Raw genomic sequence first — 21,254 nt, 5'->3', positions numbered from 1 at the left:
GGGGGACGAATATGTGGGCTGGCTCGACGTTCGGCGCCGGGTCCGGGGCCGGTCCAGCGGCGTTACCCCGAGTGAGGAGTGCTCGCTCGGAGGTCAGCCACGTGCGCTTGAGAGCCGCAACGTTATGTCGTGCCCATGGCTCCGTGTCGAGCCAATGGGGGCGGCTGGAAGTGCATCTGGCAGGATGGGGCGAGTAGGACAGCGTTCCCGTCGCGAGGTTACAGACGAGGATTCGGCGAGGTAGGGTCGCACGGTTCTCCCGGAATCCCTGCTGTCTGGCGCGTGTGCATAAGGGTGGGGGCGGTAGACCTCATAATCCCTGGGTCGTGGGTTCGAGCCCCACCCGCCCCACTTTCGGCAAACTGTATAAGGCGAATCTCGATCGATCAAGGGCGGCGAGGCGGTGCTCCGGGTCGGCTAGAGCGGGTGAACCGGTGCACGACGTACGCACAGCGGTCCAACAGCGGAGTATTCGACGCCCACGATGCGGGACGGCCCCCATTGCGTTGCTGTGCAGGCAGCGTGCGAGCTCCGGGCTCGGCGACCGTCCGCTCCGGTCAGAGAGAACGAACGAGGATGACCTGACCGTGCTGGTCGACCGCCCGGTAGAGGTAGCTCCGAGGGTGGGGTCTGCTTCCCCACTTGTCGATTTCGTAGGTCTTGCGACCCAGCGCCCGCTCCAGCTGCGCGACCTTCTTCTGCAGCTTCGCCAGCTCGGCGGCCTCGGGCGGCTTCTTGTCCCGCGGCGTGGCCAGCGCGGTCTGGCCGCCCTCGAGCAGCCGTTCGCGCCACTGGTAGAACAGGGCCTCGCTGATCTCGCACTCCCGGCACACGTCGCGTACCGGCCGGTCACCACGCAGACCTGCCGGCACGATCTCGATCTTCTGCTCCGGCGTGAATGTCCGGTACTTCCGGGTCTCGCTCAATGCCATAAGGCGCGCGTTGCCGGCGGGACCCCGCTGCCCGACGCGATCGGATCCGCACGACGGATTTCGTCCAAGGGCAACGTCGAGGGTGTCGGCGAGAATTGGTGGCAGGCCAGGCGGGCGGGCGGAAGAGGCCACGGTGTCATCATGACCCGGCCAGCATGGTGGGCAATTTGGATGGTGCTCGCTGCCGAGCATCGCCGCGGAAACCTGCGCGCGTAACTGCAGCAAGTTGGAACGGCTTGCGCCTCGGTGAAGGCGATGCCGAGCGGGCAACCTGGCTAGCGTGGCGGTTAAGGCCTGAGCGGGACTCGTGTTCCGCGCAGTCATGGCGCGGCCCGGGACTGACACTTCATCCTCGCCGTTAGATCACGAGGCTCCGTCTGGTTTGTAGATTAACGGGTTGTGGCATTCGCTACGGCTCTATAACATTTCGAGCTCGTAGAGACGACACTCGCAGGTGACTTGTCTAAGCGCACTGTCCCAGATCGCCGACTCGGGCGTGTGCCTCCGTGTGAGGTAGCAGCGTCGAAGCGATCTCTTGAGGATCTGTGAGTGCTTGTTGCCCGCTGTTGCCCGCTAATCAGTGGCTGCGCTAGCCGAGGTCGTTCTGGAGCAGGTAGGCGCGGGCTGTGGCGACTTTCATGAACAGGCGTAGGTCCGTGCCGCCGGTGGAGGTGAAGCCGTTGCGTTCATAGAACGGCACGAGGCCGGCGTTGCCGGCGTCGACGACGATGACAGCGCCGCCACCTCGCTCGGCTGCGGCGATGATCGCCAGCAGTGCTTCCCGCAGCAGTTGTCGACCCCATTGCTCCGGCTGGCTGCGCAGGCTGTTGTCGACCGCGAGCTTGGCGAGCAGCCATCCCGGTGTGCTGCGCAGCATCCGCCGTTGCATCGGCTTGGGCATCTGATCGCGCACCACCAAGGTGGGACAGACGGCGAAGTAGCCCACAACTCGCTCACCGCCGCTATCGTCACGTTCGAGCACCGATACGTGCGCCGAACCTGTCTTGTGAGCTTGGGCGGCTGCATTGAACAGCCACGCGTTGTAGGCCTCTTCGCCGCAGTCGAAGCCCGTCAGGTCCAGGCCTGGCCCGAACGGTGCTAGCCGGTAACTGGGGGTGCTCACCGTCCGATCAGGTGAGGTACGCGGGCTAGATCTGCGAGCGCAGGGGAGTGGTCAGGCTCGTCGATAGCGCGCATCATGGAGTCGAAGACGTCCGCGGACATGATCGTCACATCCGCTCGGGCGACGACCTTGCGCGCCGCGGTGCGCACCGCCTCCTCGATGAAGGCAGTCTTGGACATGTGCAACAACGCGGAGGCGTCTGCGACGAGCTGTTCGGTCTGCTCGTCGGTGCGCGCCTCCAGTCGGCGGGTTTTAGTCGCGGTCATCCCTGCCTCACTCTCCGCACCCACTGTACGGCGGTTGTACGGCAACCGCAACTGACTTGGCCAGACCCACTCCTCAACCACCCAGGGCCGCGCGCAACTGGAAGGATCCGACCAAAGGCGGCACGACAGGGTCACCGCTACCCCGGATTCGGCCGCCCGAACGCGGATGCTGGGTGCTAGGGCGGCGGTCTGAACACGGTGGTGATGTCGGCACCTCATGCCGAGGAGCCTGTGCGCCTGTCAAGCGAGCGTGCCGAGATCACCCATCGTTGCCAGGCTGGCACCGGTACCCATGGCGGCTTGGCCGGTGGCGGGCTGGTTCGGGAAGGGTTGTGGGCCCTACCTCCCAGACCGATCGATGGTCGCCGCGCCTGGGTCGACGTCCGCAGCTCGGCGATGCGCCGTTGCGGCTCTGTCGGCTCCGGTGGCGCCGGCGGGATCGGCGTCGCGCGCTGCTGATGCGACCGTGCCCAGCGCTGCGCCTGGTATTCGGCCTCGCGTTTCGCGGTCTCGGCGTCGCGGCGCAGCTCGGCAAGATCTGCCTCGACGCGCGTGGCGACTGCCTTGGCGATGACCAGGCCGTTCCGGTCGAGGCCGAGGGTGTCCAGCGGGAGCCGCAGGTACTCGATCGGTTCCCCGGCGCACGGCGGGTAGTGGAGCGCAAGCGTGTCGAGGTCGCCTTCCCACCAGTTGCCGGCCCGGGGGTGAGCCTTGCCGAGCTGAACTGCGATCACGGTGTCGTCGTGGACGGTGAAACTCTGTACCCCGCGTTCGTGGAGGACGTATGGCGTCTTCGCACCCGATCGCATGAACCAGACGTCCTGAATGCTGTTGGTGGCGTAGTCGGCGTGCCGGGTCACCCAATCGCGGTCGGTGATGATTCGCGACTGCACCTCCAGCGCGAGCCGGGACCCGTCATCTAGCAGCACCGATACATCCGCACGCCGCTTGCCGTCCGGCGTCCAACGCTCCGGTACAGCACTTGCGACGTTGGGCAGTCCGATCGCCCAGCCTGCGAGCCGGTGCTTCATGCCGAGGTGCCAGATCGTCTCCTTGGCCGCTCGGCTGCCATGGACGCCTGCGCCGGGCGGGTGAGCGAAATGCGCACGGTTTTTGCCGCCGAGGCGACCGCGCGGAACGAGTGCCACCTCGGTGTCCGGCGCCGCGTCGACGCCAGTCCAGCACAGATAGCAGACAAGCCGTCGGGTGCCCTTGTAGCCGAGCGCGTGCCACTCGGGCAGCGTCCGGTCGCCGATGTGTACCTCGGACTCAGCGTCGAGGTCGTAACCGACGACGAGCAGTTCGGCAGTCAGAACCATGCCCCCTTCTACGGCACGTCTACGACAACTTCAGAGCCTGCAACATCATGCGCATCGAGCGCTGAGGAGCGCCAAGCGGTGTAACGCCGCCGCGGCCCTTGACTCACGGCTGTCGGCTCTCATCGCAGACGCCGAGCCGGACGCGGAAGGGGGAGTGTCAGCTCGGTGGCTGGTTCTAGGTTTGACTTTCTCTGAAGGCGATCGTCGTGGACTGGACGATGTCAGCGATGTTCGCGTCCAATTCGTTGGTGCGGATGTTCAGACACCATTGCAGCGACCGCGCAACCGTGCCCCGGATCGTCCGGAACCCACATGGCGGCGACGGCCATTCCGCCGAAGTGGTGGCGGAACTGCTCGGGCACGAGCGACAGCGCAGCGGTAAGCGTCGACAGCGCGTGGTAGGCGGCGTTGAGGTTCGCGGTGGTCATCTCCGGCACCGGACCGAGCAGCGCCTCGCCGGTGAGCTTCACCGCGTCCACGTACTCGCTCGCGTCGGCGACGACCGGCCCGACACCGGGTGCGAGCTCCACGAGGAGGCCGCGTGCGCCGCCGGCGTCGACCAGCCTTTCGACCCCCTCCCGGTCACTCCCGTCCGGCGGATCGCCGAACGCCGCCGCCAGCACACCGATGAGCGCCGACTCCACGTCGCCTTCGACGACGCTCGACCTGCGGCTCGAAGGTTCGCTCGAACCACTCGGCCTGCCGACCGTCGCCGCGCTCTGCTCGGCTGCGAACTTCTCTGCCGCCTCGTATGCGCTCGACAGAGCTAGACCAGATTCGATCCGCGGCGCACCGTTCAGCTGCGCAAAGACCTGGTCGCGGGCAGCTTCAAGGTGGCCGGCGACGCCTGCTCGAACCAGTTCGGGCGGGCTGGGCAGTCCGGCGCTGAACAGCAGCAACGCCAGGTCGTGCGCCGGACGCCCTGCCCGCGAAACCTCCGCCAGCCGTGCCAGTACCGGCATCAGCTCGACGCCCTGCTCGTCGGTGTACTCGGCCGCTGCACGTCCCGGAGGTGCGCCGGCCGGGCGGTCCCGTCTGCCCTCCGGAACTTCCAGAAGTCCGGCGGTCCGGCACCGCCGCACCCGTTCAGGGCTCACCGTCACGCCGGTCGCGGCGGCCGCGTCCGATAGCTGCGCGTCGGCGACCGCGACCCTCAGACGTGTTCTCGCTGCGCAGGCACGGCGACAGCGTAGAACAGCCCTCCGACGCTTTCCCTACGGAGCCCTCATAGGTCAGCCCATGCTCGCTCGTCACGCTATCCGCAAGGAAGGAGGTGAGAACATGAACGAACGAGACCTACGCACCCTCACGGCCCTCGCGACTCTCCTCGGCACCGTCGCATGGGTAGTGACGATGATCCGTAAGGCGACCCGTTGACCACCCGGGCCGGGTGCCAGGAAACACGCCCGGCACCGCAGCCCGGCACCGGCACGCAGCCGCCTGCCGTGCGACCGCTCGCGGGCCACCCCGACGGAGTGGCCCGCGGCCAGGTGCGGCGCTTGGGCTGCGCCTGGTTCAGCAGTTCCAGCTGGACTGTGCAGTGGTGGACGTGCTGTTGTAGGTATAGGTGCTGTTGGAGAACCCATTGTCGGCCAGTGACGTGTCCTCGCTGAGCGGCCGGGCGCAGTAGTTGTTGCCATCGCCGCGCCTTATCAACGACCAATAGGACCTGGGGTTGGCCATCGACTGGGTGCTCGTCGCACAGCTCGTGCCGCTTATGGGTTGCCACACGCCCGTGGACTGCCACTGGCACCTGTAACCGCTGAAGCTGCTGCCGGTGTAGAGGCAGAACCACGGGGCCACACAACCAGTGGCCGACGCTGTCGACGCGGGGGCCCACGGACCGCTCTCCATCGTGGCCGGGTCGTAGATCACCACCCACTTGCTGGTGCGCTCGGCGGGTAGCAGAGACTGTGAGACCGGGAGCTGCTTGATCGCTGCCGGCGCATCGGCCCAGGTCCCCGGCGTCGAGACGTAGGCCACGCCACGGTGGCCGGCAAGGCCGGGCGCGTTGAACGCGTAGTAGCCGCTGACGGTCAGTTTGGTCAGGTCCTTGACGCCACCTTCGAGCGTGGGCAAGCGCGAACTGTCGGGCACCGCGCCCGCCGGCAGCACCCCCGGGGATGCGAGACCGTATGACGGCACCGCGTGGGCCGGCACTGCGAGCGCCGGCACCGCGAGTGCCGTCAGAGCAGAGACGGCCGCCAGAACCGCTAACAACCTTTTCTTGGACATGAAGCGTCCTCCTAGCTTGTTCTTCGAGTGGCCACCCGATGTGGTCGCTCGAAATACCACATGCACTATAGAAATAAATCGGGCATTTAGTACATAGACTATTTAAACTATTAAGCCATACACTCCGTATACCCTCGGAACACATCGGAAGACCCGCGGTCCTGCCGGTGGGGCGAGGTCTTCAGCGACGACGTCGTCGCAGCCGCCCTGATCGACCGCCTCGTCCACCACGCCGAGGTGGTAGCCCTCAAAGGCGGCAGCCACCGGCTCAAAGACCGCGACCTCGGCCGCTTCGTGGCCAGCACGGACCAAGACTGACCAACATCAACAACCGAAGGTGGCCCAGTGGCGGCGGGCGACCTGCTGCGTTCGGAGGCACCGGATGGCGGACGGGCAGGTGGCCGATTACTGCGCTGAAGAAGCGGCCGTCGATGCCCCAGCGACCTGCGCCGATCGTGCTGCAACGTTATGTCGCGTTGATGCCTAGGTGTTGATCAGGAACCGAGGCTAAGCCGCAGGTGGGACGAGACTCGCGGAGAGGCGCGTTCAGCTGGCCTTGTTACAGACGAGGATTCGGCGGGTAAAGGACGGACGGTTTGCCCGGAGTCCCTGGTGTCTGGCGGTTGCGCATAGGGGTGGGGCTGCGCAGCAGCTGCTCACCGACAACGGGCGGGTGTTCACAGGAAAGTTCAACCATCCGCCGGTCGAGGTGCTCTTCGACCGGATCTGCCGGGAGAACGGCATCGAGCACCTGCTCACCGCTCCCAGGTCACCGACCACGACCGGCAAGATCGAGCGGTTTCACCGCACGATGCGCGCGGAGTTCGACACCCGCCGGGTCTTCTCCTCGCTCAGAACCGCCCAGCAGGCCCTCGACGAATGGGTCGCCCACTACAACACCGAACGACCGCACCAGTCCCTGGACGGGGCGACACCGGCTGAGCGGTTCACCGGCCAGACCGGGCCGGCGCCGGCCGCGGCCCAGCTCACTGCGCCGGAGCCGGACCGGGCGGGCGAGGCCTGGATCAGCCGCCGGGTCGCCGCCAACGGTGTGATCTCAGTGTCCTGGCAGCAAATCTGCCTCGGCACCTCACACGCCGGCGCCAGCGTCGATATCGAGGTCAGCAGCCAGCTGCTGCGCGTCTGGCGCGGGGCCGAACTGATCAGAACCGTGCCACGAACCAGCCAAGGGGAGGTCCGCAACGGAACCTCCACAGCCCCACTTTCCCAGTAAATGCGGGGCCTCCAGGCCTCGATACCCGGCATCGACAGCCGCCACCATGGCAACTCTGGAGGTCGCGTGTTCGTGATGCGCAGCGCCAGGTCCCGGTCCGCGCGGCCCAGCCCTGGTGCTGGATCCAGCCGAGACCTCAGCGCGATCTGTGCCCCTGCGACGCTCGTCGATGTCGAGGCCGGCAGATGCACGCTCGCGCTGGAATCCTGGATAGAGACAATCTCTGCCTCCCCGTCGCTGCCTACCATCGACACGGCCAGAACAATCTCGCCTCGGGCCGCAGCCCGTCCAACATCCGGTCCCACTCCTGGGCACCCTGGTTGAGGAACATGCTCGGGTCCGGCGCGGCGACAGCCTCGCTCAAGTCCTCGTCCAACCACCGCGGCGCCAAGCCGAGTGCCGCCCAGTCGATGCTCTCGGCGTGAAGTCAAGGCCGCACACCTCGCAGTACGGCGGGGTCCGTGACGAGCCTCCACGCTACGCGGTTCACTACGCCGCTTCGTGCGATTGAGGTCTGCCTGCTGCCGCCGGCCGTCAGCTCCGGGTCGACCGGGTGTCTCGAGTATGCCTGCGTGGCCACGTACTGCGATCGCCGTTGCCGGCGGTGACGGTCGTAGCTACCCGTGAGAACGAAACGGTGTTGCACCGTGCGGCGCGGATGGTCTTGTGGCCGTGATCTTGGTCGTCGCGGAGGTCTGAGTAAGCAAGCTGCTCACCGTGTTCAGCACGCAGAACCGGGTCTCTCGCTCCTGCTCCACGATTCGTACCAGGTTCTGGGTCAGCAGCAGGTGCAGCAGGTGCGCAATCTGCCCGACGGGATAACCGGTCAGCTGGGCGATCTCGGGCAGCGTCAGCTCACCGTCGAGCGCGGCCAGTGCGTCGAGCACGGCCCGACAGGCCGGGTCGAGTTCGCTGAGCATCGTTGTGAGATCGGATCGCAGGTCGCTCGGCCGGTGCTGCAGAGCAGGCGACTCCGAGACGGTGAGGGGATCCCGGTAGGCCAGATCGGCCAGCTCCACCAAGGGCATCAGCAACGACCAGGACGCTGCGCCGATCAGCGCAGCGGGAATGCCGTCCAGCCACCAGCAGATCCGGGTGAGTTGTTCGGTGTGTTCGCTGGTGAGCTGCAGGCCGGGTTGCAAGGAGCGCAGGTTCCACGACAACAACTCCACTGCCGCGCTGTACCCGTCCGCTGACTCAGCCTTGCTTGTCGGCAACGGTCGCAGCGGGAACTGATGCGTGCCGGGGAACTCGGTCGAGGCGCGAGCGGTCAGCAGGACCCGCAGGTTCGGACAGGAGGCCAACAACTCGCACAGGCTCGCCGACGATGGCCGGCTCGCCGCATCGGTGGAGTCGATGCCGTCGAGTACCAGCAGCAGGGGAGTGGTGCCGATCAGCTCGGCCAGATCGTCGAGCCGTCCGTCCTCGCTGCTCAACAGGGGACGAATCCAGGTCGCCAGCGACTGGGCCGGCCAGTACCGAGGGGCCGCCGGTGGCGCGGGCTGACCGGCGATCTCGGGAGCCGGCAGCCACAGCATCCGCATTCGGCCGGTGTCGTGCAGCTCGTATGCCACGGTCAACGCGAGCCGGGTCTTGCCGATGCCGGCCAGCCCGGTGAGCGTCACCAGTCGATGGGCACCGGAGACCAGCAGTTCGGCCAGCGCCCGGTGCTCGGCGTCCCGGCCGTACATCGGGCCGCTCGGCCGCGGCATGGCCTGGGTGCCGCTCACCGCATCGAAGGCGGCGGTCGCCGGGTTACCCCCAGCGGCTAGCTCAAAATTGACACGACGCTGCGCCCCCAGCCGGAGCCCGGCGGCCAGCAACCGGACAGTGTCACGCCGAGGGCGTTTCGCACTGCCGAGTTCGAGATCGCGGATTGCCCGAACGCTTACGGTAGAAAGGTCCGCCAACTGGATCTGCGTCAGGCCGGCCCGCCCACGGTATTCGTGGAGAAGGATGCCGAACTCGTTCGCTTCGTCCTGATTCACGATGTCCTCGGCTCGGTGTGTTGGGTGGGCTTCGTGCTCAAGAATGGATGGCGGTGCCGGTCAGGCTGTCCGTTCCGTCCCACCCGAGATCGGCGGTCACCATGGTTTCGGGATGGCCGAGGTGGGTGGAAGCGACGACTGCCGAGCCGGTGGCAGCGGGCACGAGCAGGGCGACAAGAATGGTGAGCGCACGAGCACGCGCCGGTCGGATGACGCGGCGGGTGCTGGCTGCGGCGGTGAAGGAGTTTGTACGCATGTGATCGCTCCATAGAATCTGGTATTTGTTGCCGAGAAGTGGTCCTCAGCCCTAAAAGAACCTTGCGGTACGTTTGAAGCTGAAACAATCGCCTGCACACACCAAGTCGCTGCACTGCAGAAAGATGAGGGGTTGAGGTGACGGAGCCGACCTCCGGAGGTGGCCTCAGCCCGGAGGCTCGCCTGACCTACTTGCTGGTCGCAAAGGGCGGCTCCGCACCCGTGGCAACGGACCTGCCTGGTATCCACGAGTTGGCCGAGCTCGGACTGATCCAGCTGTCCCCGGACGGGGAGCGGTTCGTGCCGGTCGATCCACGGCAGGTTGAGATGGAGTTGGCCGGCAAGTGGCGCCAACAAGCATGGGCACTGCAGGTCCGTGCCTCGGCCCTGGAACGAGATCTCACGGACCTCACCTTCGAGTACACCGCGTCACAGGGTGAGCAACGGGGATCCGTCCGCTACATCGAGGGACTGAGCGCTATCACCGCCTTCATCGGGCAGGTCTCCCGGGATGCCAGCGAGGAGATCATCACTGCCCAGCCCGGCGGCGGTCGGTCGGCTGAGGTGCTGAATACCGCGCTGCCCCTGGCACTTGAGCTACTGGCCCGCGGAGTCCGGCTGCGAACGCTGTACCAGCACTCGGCCCGCTTCAACGAGCCGACCAAGCAGTACGTGCGCGAAGTCGTCCAACACGGTGGCGAGGTGCGGACGCTGGACGAGTTCTTCGACCGGTTGTTCATCATCGACAGGTCGTTGGTGATCGTCCCGGGCAACGCCACTCGGACCACGGCGGCAGCGATCACCGACCACGCCGTGGTGGCGTTCCTGTCCGACCTGTTCGACCGCAACTGGCAGCGCGCGCTGCAATTCCGGCCTGCTCGGGCGGTGGTGTCGTCCTCGGAGGTCGTGCCGAACATCCACCGCATGATCAAGCGCCTGTTGATCCAGGGCCTGACGGACTCGGCGATCGCCAAGCGGATCGGAGTGAGCGAGCGGACCTACCACACCCACCTGGCCCGGATACGCAAGGAACTGGGCGCCGACAGCCGACTACAACTCGGCTACCTGCTGGCCCGAGAGGAGTTCCTCACCGAAGACGGGCAGGAGGATGTCGTCGACGACGCCGGGTACTAGCGGGCGCTTCGCGCAGAGGCGCTACCTGACCGCGACGCGTTCGGCGGTCGTGGCCGCAGCTGCCGGTAGCGGCCACAGGTCCTCGGTTGTCAGATCGCCCGGCCGGTACTTACCGACGCCGCTGACGAGCAAGCTCAGTTCCAACGCCAGGCACTCGACCAGCCGGACCAGGCCGTGTTCGGGATCCTCGTCCACTGCCAGGAAGGCCGCGCGGCCCAGGCCGGCGGCCCGAGCGCCGAGTGCCAGGGCCTTCACCACCCGGCTGCCTTCCCACATTCGTCCGGTCGCGAGCAGGCAGCCTTGCCGGGTGTCGGTGCGTAGCAGGCACTCACCGAGCGGCAGGCCCACGTGTGCCAGGAAGGCCTTCGGTGCCCAGCCCGAGCCGCCCTCGGCTCCGTCCACCGTGACCGCGTCCGCGCCGGCCGCCACGGCCACCGCGTAGGCATGGCCGATGTCGCGGCCCGGGTGCAGCTTCACCCAGACCTTGGCCCGCGGAAAGTTGTTGCGCATCAACCGGATCTGCTGGCGCAAAATCTCCTCGGTGAAGGTACCAGGGCTGGCGCTGCGCATCACGATCCCGGCATCGGCCCCGAAGATCGGGTCGACGGCGAAGACGTTGGCCGGCGCCTGGGCAGCGGCGGCCGACAGCACCGTCATACCCCCCAGACCGGGTTTGGCGCCCTGCCCGACCTTCAGCTCGAACGCGAGCCGACCCGATTCGAGCAGTGGCAGCGCAGCCGGATCACTGTAGACCAAGTTCCATACCTCGGCGTCGGCATCCTCGGTGCTCTGCTGGATGGCCAGACCGCCCCAGTTAGCCGGTAGCTCATCGCAGTAGGCCAGCACCCGCGACAGCAGCGAGCGGGCCAGTCCCTCGCTGCCGCCACGGTAGCCGGTTGACGGAACGATGTTCTCGCCGATCACCATGGGCAGCCCCAACCTCGCCGCTTGCCGGCTGAGCGCCAGTGAGCGGTCCGAGGTCGCGACGCTGGTCGAGCCGAGTGCGGAGACGAACAACGGCAGCGGCGCCCTGAAGCCGCCGATGACCGTCTCCGTCTCGACGTCGCTGTAAATCGGCTCGCGGGCGAGCTCGATCAGTTTCTCCAGCCGCTGCGGCATGAACACCGGCGGGGTGATCCGCAACGATTCCAACAGATCGTCCACCGCCGGAGCTGCCTGGGCGCCAAGCAGCGCGGTTCCGTAGCTGTCCACCGGCGGGAACGCGCAGGCGCTGCCGTGCCGGGCGCGGGCGCGCACCTGCTCGACGGGAAACCCGGTCGCCGACAATGCGCCGGTCGCGGGCAGGGCGCTCTCGCCGGACAGCGCCGGAACGGCGGTGGGGTTGGTCACGGCGACACCACTCCGGCCACCTTCGGGAAGGCATGTGCCTGCCAGACGGACTCGAGGCCGGCCAGGTAGCGGACCAGCCGCTCCAGACCCATCCCGAAACCCGCGCTGGCAGGGATGCCCTCCCGAACGAGCTTGAGATACCAGCCGTACTTGGCCGGGTTCTCACCGGTCTCTCGCATCCGGGCGACCACCCGGGCGTACTCGTGCTCTCGTTCGCTGCCGCTGCACAGCTCGCCGTAGCCCTCCGGCAGCAGCAGGTCGAAATTGCGCAGCACCCCGGGCCTGGCGGCGTCCTCCCGGTCGTAGAAACCGCGCGAGCCCTTCGGGTAGTCGGTGACGAAGAACGGTGCCGAGCTGCGTTCGGACAGCAGCCGCTCGCTGAGCCAGTCGATCTCGGCGTCGGGATTGCACAGTTCACCGCGAGCAGTCAGCTCGGCCGTGACCTCGGCATGCGGTCGGTGCGCGAAGGGAGCCAGCACCCCCGCCGTCAGCACCTCGACGTCCCGGCCGAGCAGCTGGAGCTCGTCACCGGCACGAGAGGCGACCGCAGTGACCACGTGCCGCAGGAGCTCCTCGGCGACCGTCATGATCTGCTCACGGCCGGCGCCGGCCATCTCGACGTCGATCTGATGGAACTCCGTCAGGTGCCGACCTGTGGTCGCCGTTTCGATCGGCTCCAGCCGGACGTTCGGAGCGATGCAGAAGATCCGGTCGAAGGCCAGTAGCGAGGCCTGCTTGTAGAGGATCGCGCTCGTCATCAGCTTGTAGCGCTGACCGTAGTAGTCGATGTCGACCTGTTTGGCGCCGCGGGCGCCCGGGTCGGTGACCGGGCCGATGATGGGCGGCAGCAACTCGATGAAGCCGGCTGCGGCCAGGTGCTCCCGAGCGGCAGTGAGCGCGACGCCCTGCAGTCGGAGTGCCGCGCGGGTGCGTTCGGACGTGAGGTGCTCGCGCGGGTCCGGTGGCAACAGGTCAGCGGCGTCAACCGCCCCCTCCCGGCTCGGACCCCGTGTCGAAAGGATCATCTGGCGTGCTCCATTTCAGAGGGCTCGACCGACCGGCCGAACGCTGTCGCTTCATCGGGAAGGGGCTGTGTCTGCTGCGGAGCCGCGAAAGCAGGCTCGTCGCCGTCGTACCGGCGGGCCAGATATGACAGCGCGGCGAGCAAGCCGGATGAGGTCAGTTCACCGGCATCCCGGCGTTGATCGACCGCCGGCACCGGCAGGTTTCCCGTGCTCGACCAGCGCAGCCACCCGGCATCGTCGATGACGCTGCGGGTGCGGCCCAGGTTGTCCGGGTGTAGGCAGTACGGCACGTCGAGGTAGCCACGCTCGAACGCGCCGACGAGCGCCCGACCGAGGTCTGGATGAAGGTCGAGCACCGCCTCCACGATGGCCCGGGCCTCGGCGTACAGGCCGGTCTCAGGCACTGGAGGCAGCACCGTGGCGGTGATCGCTGTCCGCGCGGCCTGCTCCAGCGCGGCGACGTTCTCGGCCACCGTCGGAATCCGGTGTGCCTCGGCCGCGGTCTTGACAATCAGCCGGGCGGCCCCTGCCTGAACAGCCAGCTGGCTGGCATCCGCCAGCAGCCGATCGGCGCCGATGCGGCTACTCGGGTACACGCCCATGTAGGCATAGAGCACTATGTGCCATTGCACGCCGGGCAGCAGCTCCGCGGCCAGCCGGCGCAGCGCCTGAATCGCCTCGAGATCCTGTTCGGCCGAGGTCTGCTGGGCATAACTGAGCGACACGCTGCGCAGGCCACAGTTGCAGAAGAACATCGCCTCCAGCACGCTGATCGCGATCAGCAGGCTGGGTGGGCAGAGCTGGCCCATCATGCAACCGCCGAAGGTCTCCAGGTGCGGGCTGGCGCCGAGCTCGGCCAACCGGCTGAACCTGGTGCAGCTGTCCGACCAATGCCGGACGGATTCGCGCAACGGCATCCGGCTGTAGGGAAGGCAGTAGGAAACCGGACCGCCCTCGCTGGCGTCCAGGCCGATCATCGCCATCGTCACGAAGATCTCGCCGGGGCTGGCCGAGCCATGACGCACCTGCACCGGGAAGTGCTCGTCGCGGATGCCTTCCAGCACCTCGCGGGAAACCCTGACGCCGTGCGCGACGATCGGGTAACCGTTGAGAGCCACCTTGTCGGACAGGGCGATCTTGGCAGCGGCATGGTCGCCTACCCGGGTATAGCTGTCGAGCGTTATAGTCCCCGCGGTGGCGCCGTCAGCGTGCTTGGTGGCCAGCAGCCCCGCACGCATGCGGGCCGGACTGCTCATTCCCATCCGGGGCTGCACCACCAATAATCCCGCGGCCTGCATCCGCTCGACGTAGGAGCCGAACGGCGCAGCGGAACTGCCCGCTACGGCGGCGTGGCGACGGGCGTGGTTCACGCGCCGGCACCCCGCCGACGCGCCACTGTCAGTTCGGCGGTGACCGGTTCAGCACTGCCGAGCGGGCCGCACACGAGCCGGGTGAAGGCTTCGACGCCCAGGCCGCCCTGCTCGAACACCCCGGCCGCGCCGGCGGCCCGAAGAGCCTCCGCCCGAGCCGGATCAGGCCCCGCAGTGCCGAGCTTGCCGCCGATCATCACCGGCAACTGGGGCAGCGCGGCGTGCAGCTTCTCGATCACCCGAAGGCCGTCCTGGTAGCCATGGCCGTTCACGCTGCTGAGCACGACGAGATCCGGCTGCTGGCTGTGGCACTCGGCCAGCAGCAACCGGTCCGGAACACAGGCGCCGAGGTTGATCACCCGGCAACCCAGCTCCTCGAGTACCAGCTGCAGGTACACCAGGTTCCAGGTATGGGCGTCCGAGGCCACGCTGGAGAGCAGCACGGTGCGCGCACCCGCAAGGGGCGGACGGTGCGGGTAGAGGCGCATGGCAGCCTTCCCCTTGCAATGGATGGAGACGACAGCGGCAGGTCGGTGGCCGCACGAAGGAAACCGTACGAGCACGGCCGGCACCCAACGGCAGTATCCGGGGCAGGAGATCGGCAGCTTCGTCGGCACGTTGGGCAAGGCGCAGGCAGCCGCGGCAACTGCCGGTGATGCTGCCGACCCGACCGTTCGGCAAAGGGTTGGCTGGCGGCGTGACTATGCATGCCGCCATGCCGATGTGGTCCGCACCCGCCGACCGCCCGGCAGCGATTACCGTGCAGCCCGAGCTGGTGCCGGCTCCGCAGGTGGCCTCCGAAGTCGGCCGGTTGCGTCAGGTGATGGTGCACCGCCCCGGCAGAGAGCTGAGCCGGATGACACCGCAGAACTGCCGGGAGCTGCTCTTCGACGATGTTCCATGGCCCGCGCGGGCTGCCGAGGAACACGACGAGTTCGTTGCGCTGCTGCGCTCCCGCGGCGTTGAGGTTCGTTATCTGCTGGAGGTGCTCGAACAGGCGCTGGCCGACCCGTGGGCACGGGAGGAGTCGATGGAAAGCCTGCTCGGCCCGACCGCCCTCGGCCATACCGTCGGCGAGGCGCTGGCCGCGCAACTGCGCGCATTGGACGCCGCTGAGCTTGCCCGAGCACTGGTCGAGGGACTGACCGTGTCCGAGTTGCCAGCGTTGGGTCACTTGCCCGAAGCCCTGCTGGACCCGGGCGGTTTCGTGCTCGAGCCGGCTCCCAACCAGGTCTTCGTCCGGGACGCCTCGGCGGTGCTCTATGACCGGCTGCACCTAGCCACGATGGCCCACCCGGCCCGTCGTACCGAGTCCTTGATCGCCCGGCTGGTGCATGGTTTCCTTTCGCCGCACCGAGATCCGGCAAAGCTACTGCAGGCAGGAGTCGAGGGCGGGGACGTCCTGGTGATCGGCGAAGGCCATCTGTTGGTCGGCGTGAGCGAGCGCAGCAGCGCCCCCGCGGTGCTGCGGCTGGCCGAACGCTACCTCGCCGACGAGCCGAACCGCGCGGTGGTCGCCACGGTGCTGCCGACCGCTCGCTGGGCGATGCATCTCGATACGGTGCTGACCATGGTCAGCCATCACCGGTACCTGATCTACCCGGGGATCGCCCATACCCTGCGAGGATTTCAGCTCCGGCTCGGCCGTCGAGGCACGGTGGAGTGTGCCGACTCGGGTCCGCTCGTCGACGTGCTGGCAAGGCTGGCCGGCTTGTCCCGCGTCGAGGCGCTCGACATGTCCGGCGATCCAGCGGAGCTGCGGCGTGAACAGTGGAACGACGCCTACAACGTGCTGGCATTGGCACCGGACGTGGTCGTGAGCTACGAGCGTAATACCCGCAGCAACGACCTGCTGAACAAGGCCGGCATCGAGGTGTTGACAATCCCCGGTGCCGAACTGGGCCGGGGGCGGGGCGGTCCGCGGTGTATGTCTTGCCCGCTGAAACGCGACGCCTGAGCCGCCGTCCAGCCCTGGCGGATATGCCTTGGCGGACAGGTTTCGCCGGTAGGCGGCTTCTTCCGAAGCCTCCAGTTCCAGGCAAAGACCTGGCGTGCCCGCCGAGTGCCTCCTCAGAAGCACGTCGCGGACACGCCAGGTCGGCAGTTCGAGTGGTGGCCGGGGTCAGGGTGCGCCGGTGGTCACCGGGGTCAGGGCGCTCAGGTAGCTGGGCAGCGTCTGCCAGATCTCCGGCGTGTAGAAATGCCCGCCCGGCAGCTCCAGATGCTGGTACGAGGATCGGGCCAGCGCCCGCCACTGCTCGGCGCTGGTGGACTCGATGACCTCGTCGCGGTCGCCGGTCAGCACCTGCAGCGGCACGTTTACCCCGGCCTCGCCGGAGTAGTGGAAGGTGTCGCGTACCCGGATGTCGGCGCGCATCAGCTCCACCGCCATCTCGCGCAGCTCCGGGTCCTCGAGCACGTAGCTGGGCATCAGGCCATTGCCACCCATCCAGTCCAGTAGCTGCTCGTCGGTGTCCTGCTGAGCCGGGAACATGTCGCGCGGGGTGAGCCCACGGCTTGGCGCGTTCGCCGAGGACACCACGAGCGCTTCGGGTAGTCGGCCACCTCGCCGCTCCAGCCGGCTGGCCACGTCGAAGGCCATCCAGCCACCCATGCTGTGCCCGAACAGGACGTAGGGTCGCAGCTCGGCGGCCACTGCCACTGCGACTGCCGCATCCTCGGCGAGGGCGTCCCAGTCCTCGGCGTAGTCGTCGAGGAAGCGGCCGTCGCGTCCCGGGTAGCAGATGGTGACAAGCTCGACCTGAGGTGGCAGCACATCCAGCCACTGCAGGTACCCGCCGGAGCCGCCACCACAGAAGCTGAGGCAGACCAGGCTGCGGGTCGCCTGCGGGTTGGGTCTGGCGCGTACCACGACGTTGTCGATGTTCTGCATCTCTCGCTCTTCTCCGGGATTCGGCCGGCTCAGCCGACCAGAGTAGTCAGCGACTCGACGTGCCTGGCGAGATCGGACAGCCTCGGGTGTCGGTAGACGTCCTTGGTCGACATCCTCAGTCCAAAGCTCTTCTTCAGCCGGGCGACCACCCGCAGTGCCACCAGTGAATGGCCGCCGAGAGCGAAGAAGTCGTCGTCCGCGCTGATCTGGTCGCGGTGCAGGACTTCGGACCAGACACCGGCGATCAGCTTCTCGAACTCACCGGCCGGCTCGGTGCCGCTCGGTGTGCTGACGGGTGGCGCCGGGAATGCTCCGACATCGAGTTTGCCGTTGGCGGTGCGGGGGAATTCGGCCAGCTGCACGAACTCGGCGGGGACCATGAACTCCGGCAACGAGGCAGCAGCGGCAGCCCGCAGTTGCTCGCTCGAGACGTCCGGGCCGACGTGGTAGGCGACCAGTCGCTCCTCCATCGGACCGTCCTTGCGCACCAGCACCGCGGCCGCGATGACCCCGGGGTGTCCTTGCAAGACCGCCTCGATCTCGCCGAGTTCGATACGGAAACCGCGCAGCTTCACCTGGCGGTCGGCCCGGCCGACGAATTCCAGCACCCCGTCGCTGGACCAGCGAACGTGGTCGCCGGTGCGGTACAACCGGCTGCCGGGGGCTCCGTACGGGTCCGCCACGAACCGCTGTGCGGTCAGCCCCGGCCGGTTGTGGTAACCGTCGGCCAGTCGAACACCGGCCAGGTAGAGCTCTCCGACCGCAGTGTGCCGCACCGGGCGCAGCTGCTCGTCCAGCACTCGTGCCTGGATGCCCGGCAGCGCAACGCCGATCTGCGGACCGCCCGGGCCGGTGACCCAGCTGGCGGTCGAGTCGACCGTGCACTCGGTGGGGCCGTACAGGTTCACCGCCTCGAGCACCCCACGTGCGCCGGCCTCGGCCAGCTCCCGCCAGCTGGTCGACGGGATCGGCTCGCCACCGATGAACAGCCGCACCGTGCGGCCGTCCGGGCGGCCGGCCAGCAGGTGTTCACGCAGCGCGGCGTAGTGCGACGGGGTCAGGTCGAGGTCAGTGACACCGCAGGAGTCCAGCCAGGCCAACAAGAGGGTCGGGTCGGTGCGGTGCTCGGCATCGAGGACCACCACGGTGTCGCCACGGCACACCCGTGCCCACTGCTGCACCGAGGCGTCGAAGGACACGCTGGCGTTCCAGGCCACCACCCGTGGCTCGGCGGCATAGATGCCGGCCAGCTCGAGCGCGCTGACCAGGCCGGCCACCGCCTGTTGAGGCACCTGAACTCCCTTGGGCAGCCCGGTGGAGCCGGAGGTGTAGATCAGATAGGCCGTATCCAGCGGGGAAGTAGCAGGTGGCGCACCCGGCAGCCCGGCCGCACTGGGAGCCAGCACCGCGACGTCGGACGGGCACCAGGCGGGCGGCTCGGCGGCCAGCAGGGCCCTCAGCCCTGAGTCAGCGGCGAGGTAGCTGAGGCGGTCAGCCGGGTAGCTCGGATCCAGCGGAACGTAGGCCGCACCGGCCCGCCATACCGCCAGCAGCGCTACCACCAACTCGGCACCGCGCGGCAGACTGACACCGACTCGGTCACCGCGGCCGATGCCCTGCTCGCCGAGCGCGGCGGCCAGCTCGGCGGTGCGCTCGTCCAGCTGGAGGAAGGTCAGCCGGGTGTCGCCGGCGAGCACCGCGGTCCGGTCCGGGTACAGACGCGTCACCTCGGCGAACCGAGCGAGCAGGTCACTCATCGGAGCTGCTCGGCAGCCGAAGCGGCCGGGTCGACGGTCGGTGCGCAGTCCAGGATGTCCACCGGCTCGCCCATGGCGACCACGATCTTGCGATCGCCGCGGTAGGGGTCACGACCATGGGCACAGAGGATGTTGTCCACCAGCATCAGGTCGCCCACCTGCCACTGCTGCCGGACGGTCGCGGCCTCGTAGGTCGTGCGCAGCACCCGAAGCTCCTCCCGGGTCAGCAGGCTGCCGTCGCCCAGCAAGGTGTTGAACGGCAGGTCGGCGTGGCCGAATTCGTCGATCAGGGTCTCCCGGAGCTCGTCGTCGAGGGACCACTCATTCCAGAAGGCCAAGTGGTTGAACCACACCTGCTCGCCGGTCACCGGGTGGGTGATGATGCCCGGACGCAGTTGGCTGGTGCGCAGGTGGCCGTCGGACTGCCACTGGCACGTGATCAGGTTCTGCGCGCAGTAGTTCTCGACGTCGGCCGGAACGTCGGCGGCGAACGCCGTGCGCCAGTCGGTGGAGATATGCTCGGAATAGCTGCGGTTGAGCAGCCAGCCTGTCGCACGCATCTTCGCCACCAGGGCTGGGGGCAGCTCGGCCAGCACCCGGCGGCAGTCCGCCACCGGCGTGGCGCCGCCCTCCGGGGGAGCCACCAGGCAGGCGAACATCAGCAACCCCGGAAAGGTAAGGGTGTAGCTGTTCTCGTTGTGCATCTGGATCGGCTGCGCGGCCGGCAGGTCGGTCGAGGAGAAGACCCCGTTGCCGAAGTCACTGCGCGGCGTCGCCTTCTCGCGGTACGGAGTGCGCGCCGGCATCAACGCGTCCCGAACGCGGCCGAACTCCTCCACGCCGGTGATCGGCAGGCCACGCAGGAAGATCGTGCCGTGCTCATGCAGCGCGGCACGCAGACTCGGGGCGGCTGCGGCCAGCCATCGGGTGGCGGCTTCGACGTCGTCCAGCGGAGGCACGTGGGTGCTGGCCGGCGCCCCCGGCGCCAACTCCCAGGTGAGCGGCACGAACTCTGTGACAGCAGCGGTTGTCATCACGCTGACCCTTCCCGAACAGGCGGATTCCCGTGCCCGCACCGGACACCAGGCTCGATCACGGCGAACGCTAATCAGCCAGCCGTACCCTCCCCGGCAGCTGCCGCGGCAGTGCGGCGGCAGTTTCGGTGACCAGCTCGGCCGGCCTGCGCCGGCATGCCGCACAAGTGCCGCCGGACCTGCCGGTCCCGTCACTGTGGCGTCCGTAACTTTGCCTGTCAGCGCTGGTCCTGTAGGGCCTTCCGTGCCGCACAAGTGCCGCACTGTCAATCCCACCGGCGCGTGTCCCAGTCGGTGTACCGAGATCGGAAAGCGAGCCAGGCATGGCAGTGCAGGACCAGATCCCGACCGGGTCGATCGGCTCCATTCAACTGTGCGAGCGGACCGCCGCGGTAGGAGACGCCGGCCCAGCGGTGGGTGTTGCCACGGTGCCAGCGGCGATCAGCCGGATCGCCGAGCTCTTTCCCGACCGGCAGGCCCTGCGCGCCCAGGGAAGGAGCATGACGTACGGGCAGCTGGACGAGCTGACCGGCAAGATCGCCGGCCGGATCGCCGCGGCCGTAGCGCCGGGCGCGGTGGTCGCGGTGGCCTGCCCGGACCGTCTCGACCAGGTGGTGCGGCTGATCGCGGTGTGGCGTGCTGGGGCCATCTACCTGGCGCTCGACCCGGCCACCCCGGCCGAGCGGGCTGCCTTCCTGCTCGCCGACACCGCCGTCGCGTTGACACTGACCGGGCAGGACGATGAACTGCCGTCCGGTGCCGGGCCCGTGGCCAGCTGCTCGCCCGAGCAGCTGGCGTACCTGGTGCACACCTCGGGCACGACCGGCGTGCCCAAGGCCGTCGCGGTGGCACACGGCGTTCTTGCCGCGCACGTCGCGGCGATCAGCCACCGGTTCGACCTTCGCGACGACGACGCGGTGCTGCACTTTGCCCGACCCATGGTGGATGTCGCGATCGAGCAGGTCGCGGCCACCCTGGCGACCGGCGCCTGCCTGGTCCTGCCGCCGGCTAACCTGCTGTCGGCCGAGGAGTTCCTGCGACTGCTGGACGCCGAGCAGGTCACCGTGGCCAACGTGGCCGCCGGCTACTTCTCCGATCTGGTCGCCGCGCTGCGGACCGGCCGTCCGGTGCCCGCCGCACTGCGCACCATGATCTCTGGCAGCGATCGACTTTTTCCCGCAGCCGCAACCGATTGGCACAAGTTGACCGGTGTTCGGCTGCTCAACGCCTACGGTCCCACCGAAACGGTGATCACCGCGACGGTGTATACGGCAACCGGCGAGCAGCAGGACACGGTGCCGATCGGCAGCCCGGTCGGCGAGCGGTATGCCTACCTGCT

19 protein-coding genes, 1 tRNA gene and 3 pseudogenes are annotated in these 21,254 nt (G+C 68.0%); 7 read left to right on the top strand and 16 right to left on the bottom strand.

Features of this window, described 5'->3' with window-relative positions:
* Nucleotides 1–297: 297 nt before the first annotated feature.
* A tRNA-OTHER gene (locus VF542_RS17100) sits at nt 298–351 on the top strand.
* Between the two features lie 206 nt (nt 352–557).
* Here the strand turns inward: VF542_RS17100 and VF542_RS17095 are convergent.
* From VF542_RS17095 to VF542_RS17070, 6 genes are all read right to left on the bottom strand, one after another.
* The gene (locus VF542_RS17095; protein WP_408652897.1) at nt 558–1,064 is read right to left on the bottom strand and encodes a transposase; all 507 of its coding nucleotides are present in this window, start codon (nt 1,062–1,064) and stop codon (nt 558–560) included.
* Between the two features lie 457 nt (nt 1,065–1,521).
* Complete coding sequence (locus tag VF542_RS17090) at nt 1,522–2,055, bottom strand: N-acetyltransferase (protein WP_408652896.1); 534 nt, start codon at nt 2,053–2,055, stop codon at nt 1,522–1,524.
* A complete protein-coding gene (locus tag VF542_RS17085; RefSeq protein ID WP_408652895.1) occupies nt 2,052–2,321 on the bottom strand; it encodes a DUF1778 domain-containing protein in 270 nt (89 codons plus the stop codon). Before VF542_RS17085 ends, VF542_RS17090 begins: the two co-directional genes overlap by 4 nt.
* A gap of 215 nt (nt 2,322–2,536) precedes the next feature.
* Nucleotides 2,537–3,640 (bottom strand): hypothetical protein, encoded by a 1,104-nt coding sequence (locus VF542_RS17080; RefSeq protein WP_408652894.1) that lies wholly within the window; start codon nt 3,638–3,640, stop codon nt 2,537–2,539.
* Between the two features lie 221 nt (nt 3,641–3,861).
* Nucleotides 3,862–4,737, bottom strand: coding sequence for a hypothetical protein (locus tag VF542_RS17075; RefSeq protein ID WP_408652893.1), 876 nt, complete (start codon nt 4,735–4,737; stop codon nt 3,862–3,864).
* A 418-nt stretch (nt 4,738–5,155) separates the two neighbouring features.
* Nucleotides 5,156–5,875, bottom strand: a complete 720-nt coding sequence (locus VF542_RS17070) for a hypothetical protein (RefSeq protein WP_408652892.1) — start codon at nt 5,873–5,875, stop codon at nt 5,156–5,158.
* 165 nt (nt 5,876–6,040) lie between these two features.
* Here VF542_RS17070 and VF542_RS17065 point away from each other — a divergent pair.
* From VF542_RS17065 to VF542_RS17055, 3 genes and pseudogenes are all read left to right on the top strand, one after another.
* Nucleotides 6,041–6,193, top strand: a pseudogene (locus VF542_RS17065) (ATP-binding protein); the annotation flags it as partial.
* Between the two features lie 319 nt (nt 6,194–6,512).
* Nucleotides 6,513–7,109: pseudogene (locus tag VF542_RS17060) on the top strand (integrase core domain-containing protein); the annotation flags it as partial.
* A gap of 185 nt (nt 7,110–7,294) precedes the next feature.
* Nucleotides 7,295–7,534 carry a hypothetical protein gene (locus tag VF542_RS17055; RefSeq protein ID WP_408652891.1) on the top strand — a complete coding sequence of 80 codons (240 nt, stop codon included), beginning with the start codon at nt 7,295–7,297 and terminating at the stop codon, nt 7,532–7,534.
* Between the two features lie 192 nt (nt 7,535–7,726).
* Here the strand turns inward: VF542_RS17055 and VF542_RS17050 are convergent, their stop codons facing one another.
* From VF542_RS17050 to VF542_RS17040, 3 genes and pseudogenes are all read right to left on the bottom strand, one after another.
* Nucleotides 7,727–8,839 (bottom strand): AAA family ATPase, encoded by a 1,113-nt coding sequence (locus tag VF542_RS17050; RefSeq protein WP_408652900.1) that lies wholly within the window; start codon nt 8,837–8,839, stop codon nt 7,727–7,729.
* A gap of 66 nt (nt 8,840–8,905) precedes the next feature.
* Nucleotides 8,906–9,097 (bottom strand): annotated as a pseudogene (locus VF542_RS17045) (helix-turn-helix domain-containing protein); the annotation flags it as partial.
* A 37-nt stretch (nt 9,098–9,134) separates the two neighbouring features.
* Nucleotides 9,135–9,353 (bottom strand): hypothetical protein, encoded by a 219-nt coding sequence (locus tag VF542_RS17040; RefSeq protein ID WP_408652890.1) that lies wholly within the window; start codon nt 9,351–9,353, stop codon nt 9,135–9,137.
* A gap of 137 nt (nt 9,354–9,490) precedes the next feature.
* On the opposite strand from VF542_RS17040, the gene VF542_RS17035 reads away from it, so the two are divergent.
* A complete protein-coding gene (locus tag VF542_RS17035) occupies nt 9,491–10,486 on the top strand; it encodes a helix-turn-helix transcriptional regulator (protein ID WP_408652889.1) in 996 nt (331 codons plus the stop codon).
* A gap of 21 nt (nt 10,487–10,507) precedes the next feature.
* Here VF542_RS17035 and VF542_RS17030 read toward each other — a convergent pair whose 3' ends face one another.
* The 4 genes from VF542_RS17030 to VF542_RS17015 form a co-directional block, all read right to left on the bottom strand.
* On the bottom strand, nt 10,508–11,836 hold the full coding sequence (locus VF542_RS17030; protein ID WP_408652888.1) for a glutamate synthase-related protein: 1,329 nt from the start codon (nt 11,834–11,836) through the stop codon (nt 10,508–10,510).
* A complete protein-coding gene (locus VF542_RS17025; protein WP_408652887.1) occupies nt 11,833–12,861 on the bottom strand; it encodes an asparagine synthetase A in 1,029 nt (342 codons plus the stop codon). The genes VF542_RS17030 and VF542_RS17025 overlap by 4 nt, the downstream gene beginning before the upstream one ends.
* The gene (locus tag VF542_RS17020; protein WP_408652899.1) at nt 12,858–14,159 is read right to left on the bottom strand and encodes a methylaspartate mutase; all 1,302 of its coding nucleotides are present in this window, start codon (nt 14,157–14,159) and stop codon (nt 12,858–12,860) included. Before VF542_RS17020 ends, VF542_RS17025 begins: the two co-directional genes overlap by 4 nt.
* A gap of 68 nt (nt 14,160–14,227) precedes the next feature.
* Nucleotides 14,228–14,719 (bottom strand): cobalamin B12-binding domain-containing protein, encoded by a 492-nt coding sequence (locus VF542_RS17015; RefSeq protein WP_408652886.1) that lies wholly within the window; start codon nt 14,717–14,719, stop codon nt 14,228–14,230.
* 167 nt (nt 14,720–14,886) lie between these two features.
* Between VF542_RS17015 and VF542_RS17010 the strand changes: the two genes are divergently transcribed.
* On the top strand, nt 14,887–16,188 hold the full coding sequence (locus VF542_RS17010) for an arginine deiminase (RefSeq protein WP_408652898.1): 1,302 nt from the start codon (nt 14,887–14,889) through the stop codon (nt 16,186–16,188).
* A gap of 165 nt (nt 16,189–16,353) precedes the next feature.
* On the opposite strand, the gene VF542_RS17005 is transcribed toward VF542_RS17010, so the two are convergent.
* Genes VF542_RS17005 through VF542_RS16995 form a run of 3 tightly spaced genes read right to left on the bottom strand, consistent with a single transcriptional unit; the run spans nt 16,354 to nt 19,915 of the window.
* Nucleotides 16,354–17,124, bottom strand: coding sequence for a thioesterase II family protein (locus tag VF542_RS17005; RefSeq protein ID WP_408652885.1), 771 nt, complete (start codon nt 17,122–17,124; stop codon nt 16,354–16,356).
* A gap of 29 nt (nt 17,125–17,153) precedes the next feature.
* On the bottom strand, nt 17,154–18,881 hold the full coding sequence (locus VF542_RS17000) for a non-ribosomal peptide synthetase (protein WP_408652884.1): 1,728 nt from the start codon (nt 18,879–18,881) through the stop codon (nt 17,154–17,156).
* Complete coding sequence (locus VF542_RS16995) at nt 18,878–19,915, bottom strand: TauD/TfdA family dioxygenase (protein WP_408652883.1); 1,038 nt, start codon at nt 19,913–19,915, stop codon at nt 18,878–18,880. Before VF542_RS16995 ends, VF542_RS17000 begins: the two co-directional genes overlap by 4 nt.
* 323 nt (nt 19,916–20,238) lie before the next feature.
* On the opposite strand from VF542_RS16995, the gene VF542_RS16990 reads away from it, so the two are divergent.
* On the top strand, nt 20,239–21,254 hold a 1,016-nt coding region (locus tag VF542_RS16990; protein ID WP_408652882.1), incomplete at its 3' end, for an AMP-binding protein.

The organism is Jatrophihabitans sp., from assembly GCF_036389215.1.
GTDB lineage: Bacteria > Actinomycetota > Actinomycetes > Mycobacteriales > Jatrophihabitantaceae > Jatrophihabitans_A.
This window is presented reverse-complemented; position numbering and strand designations above follow the sequence as displayed.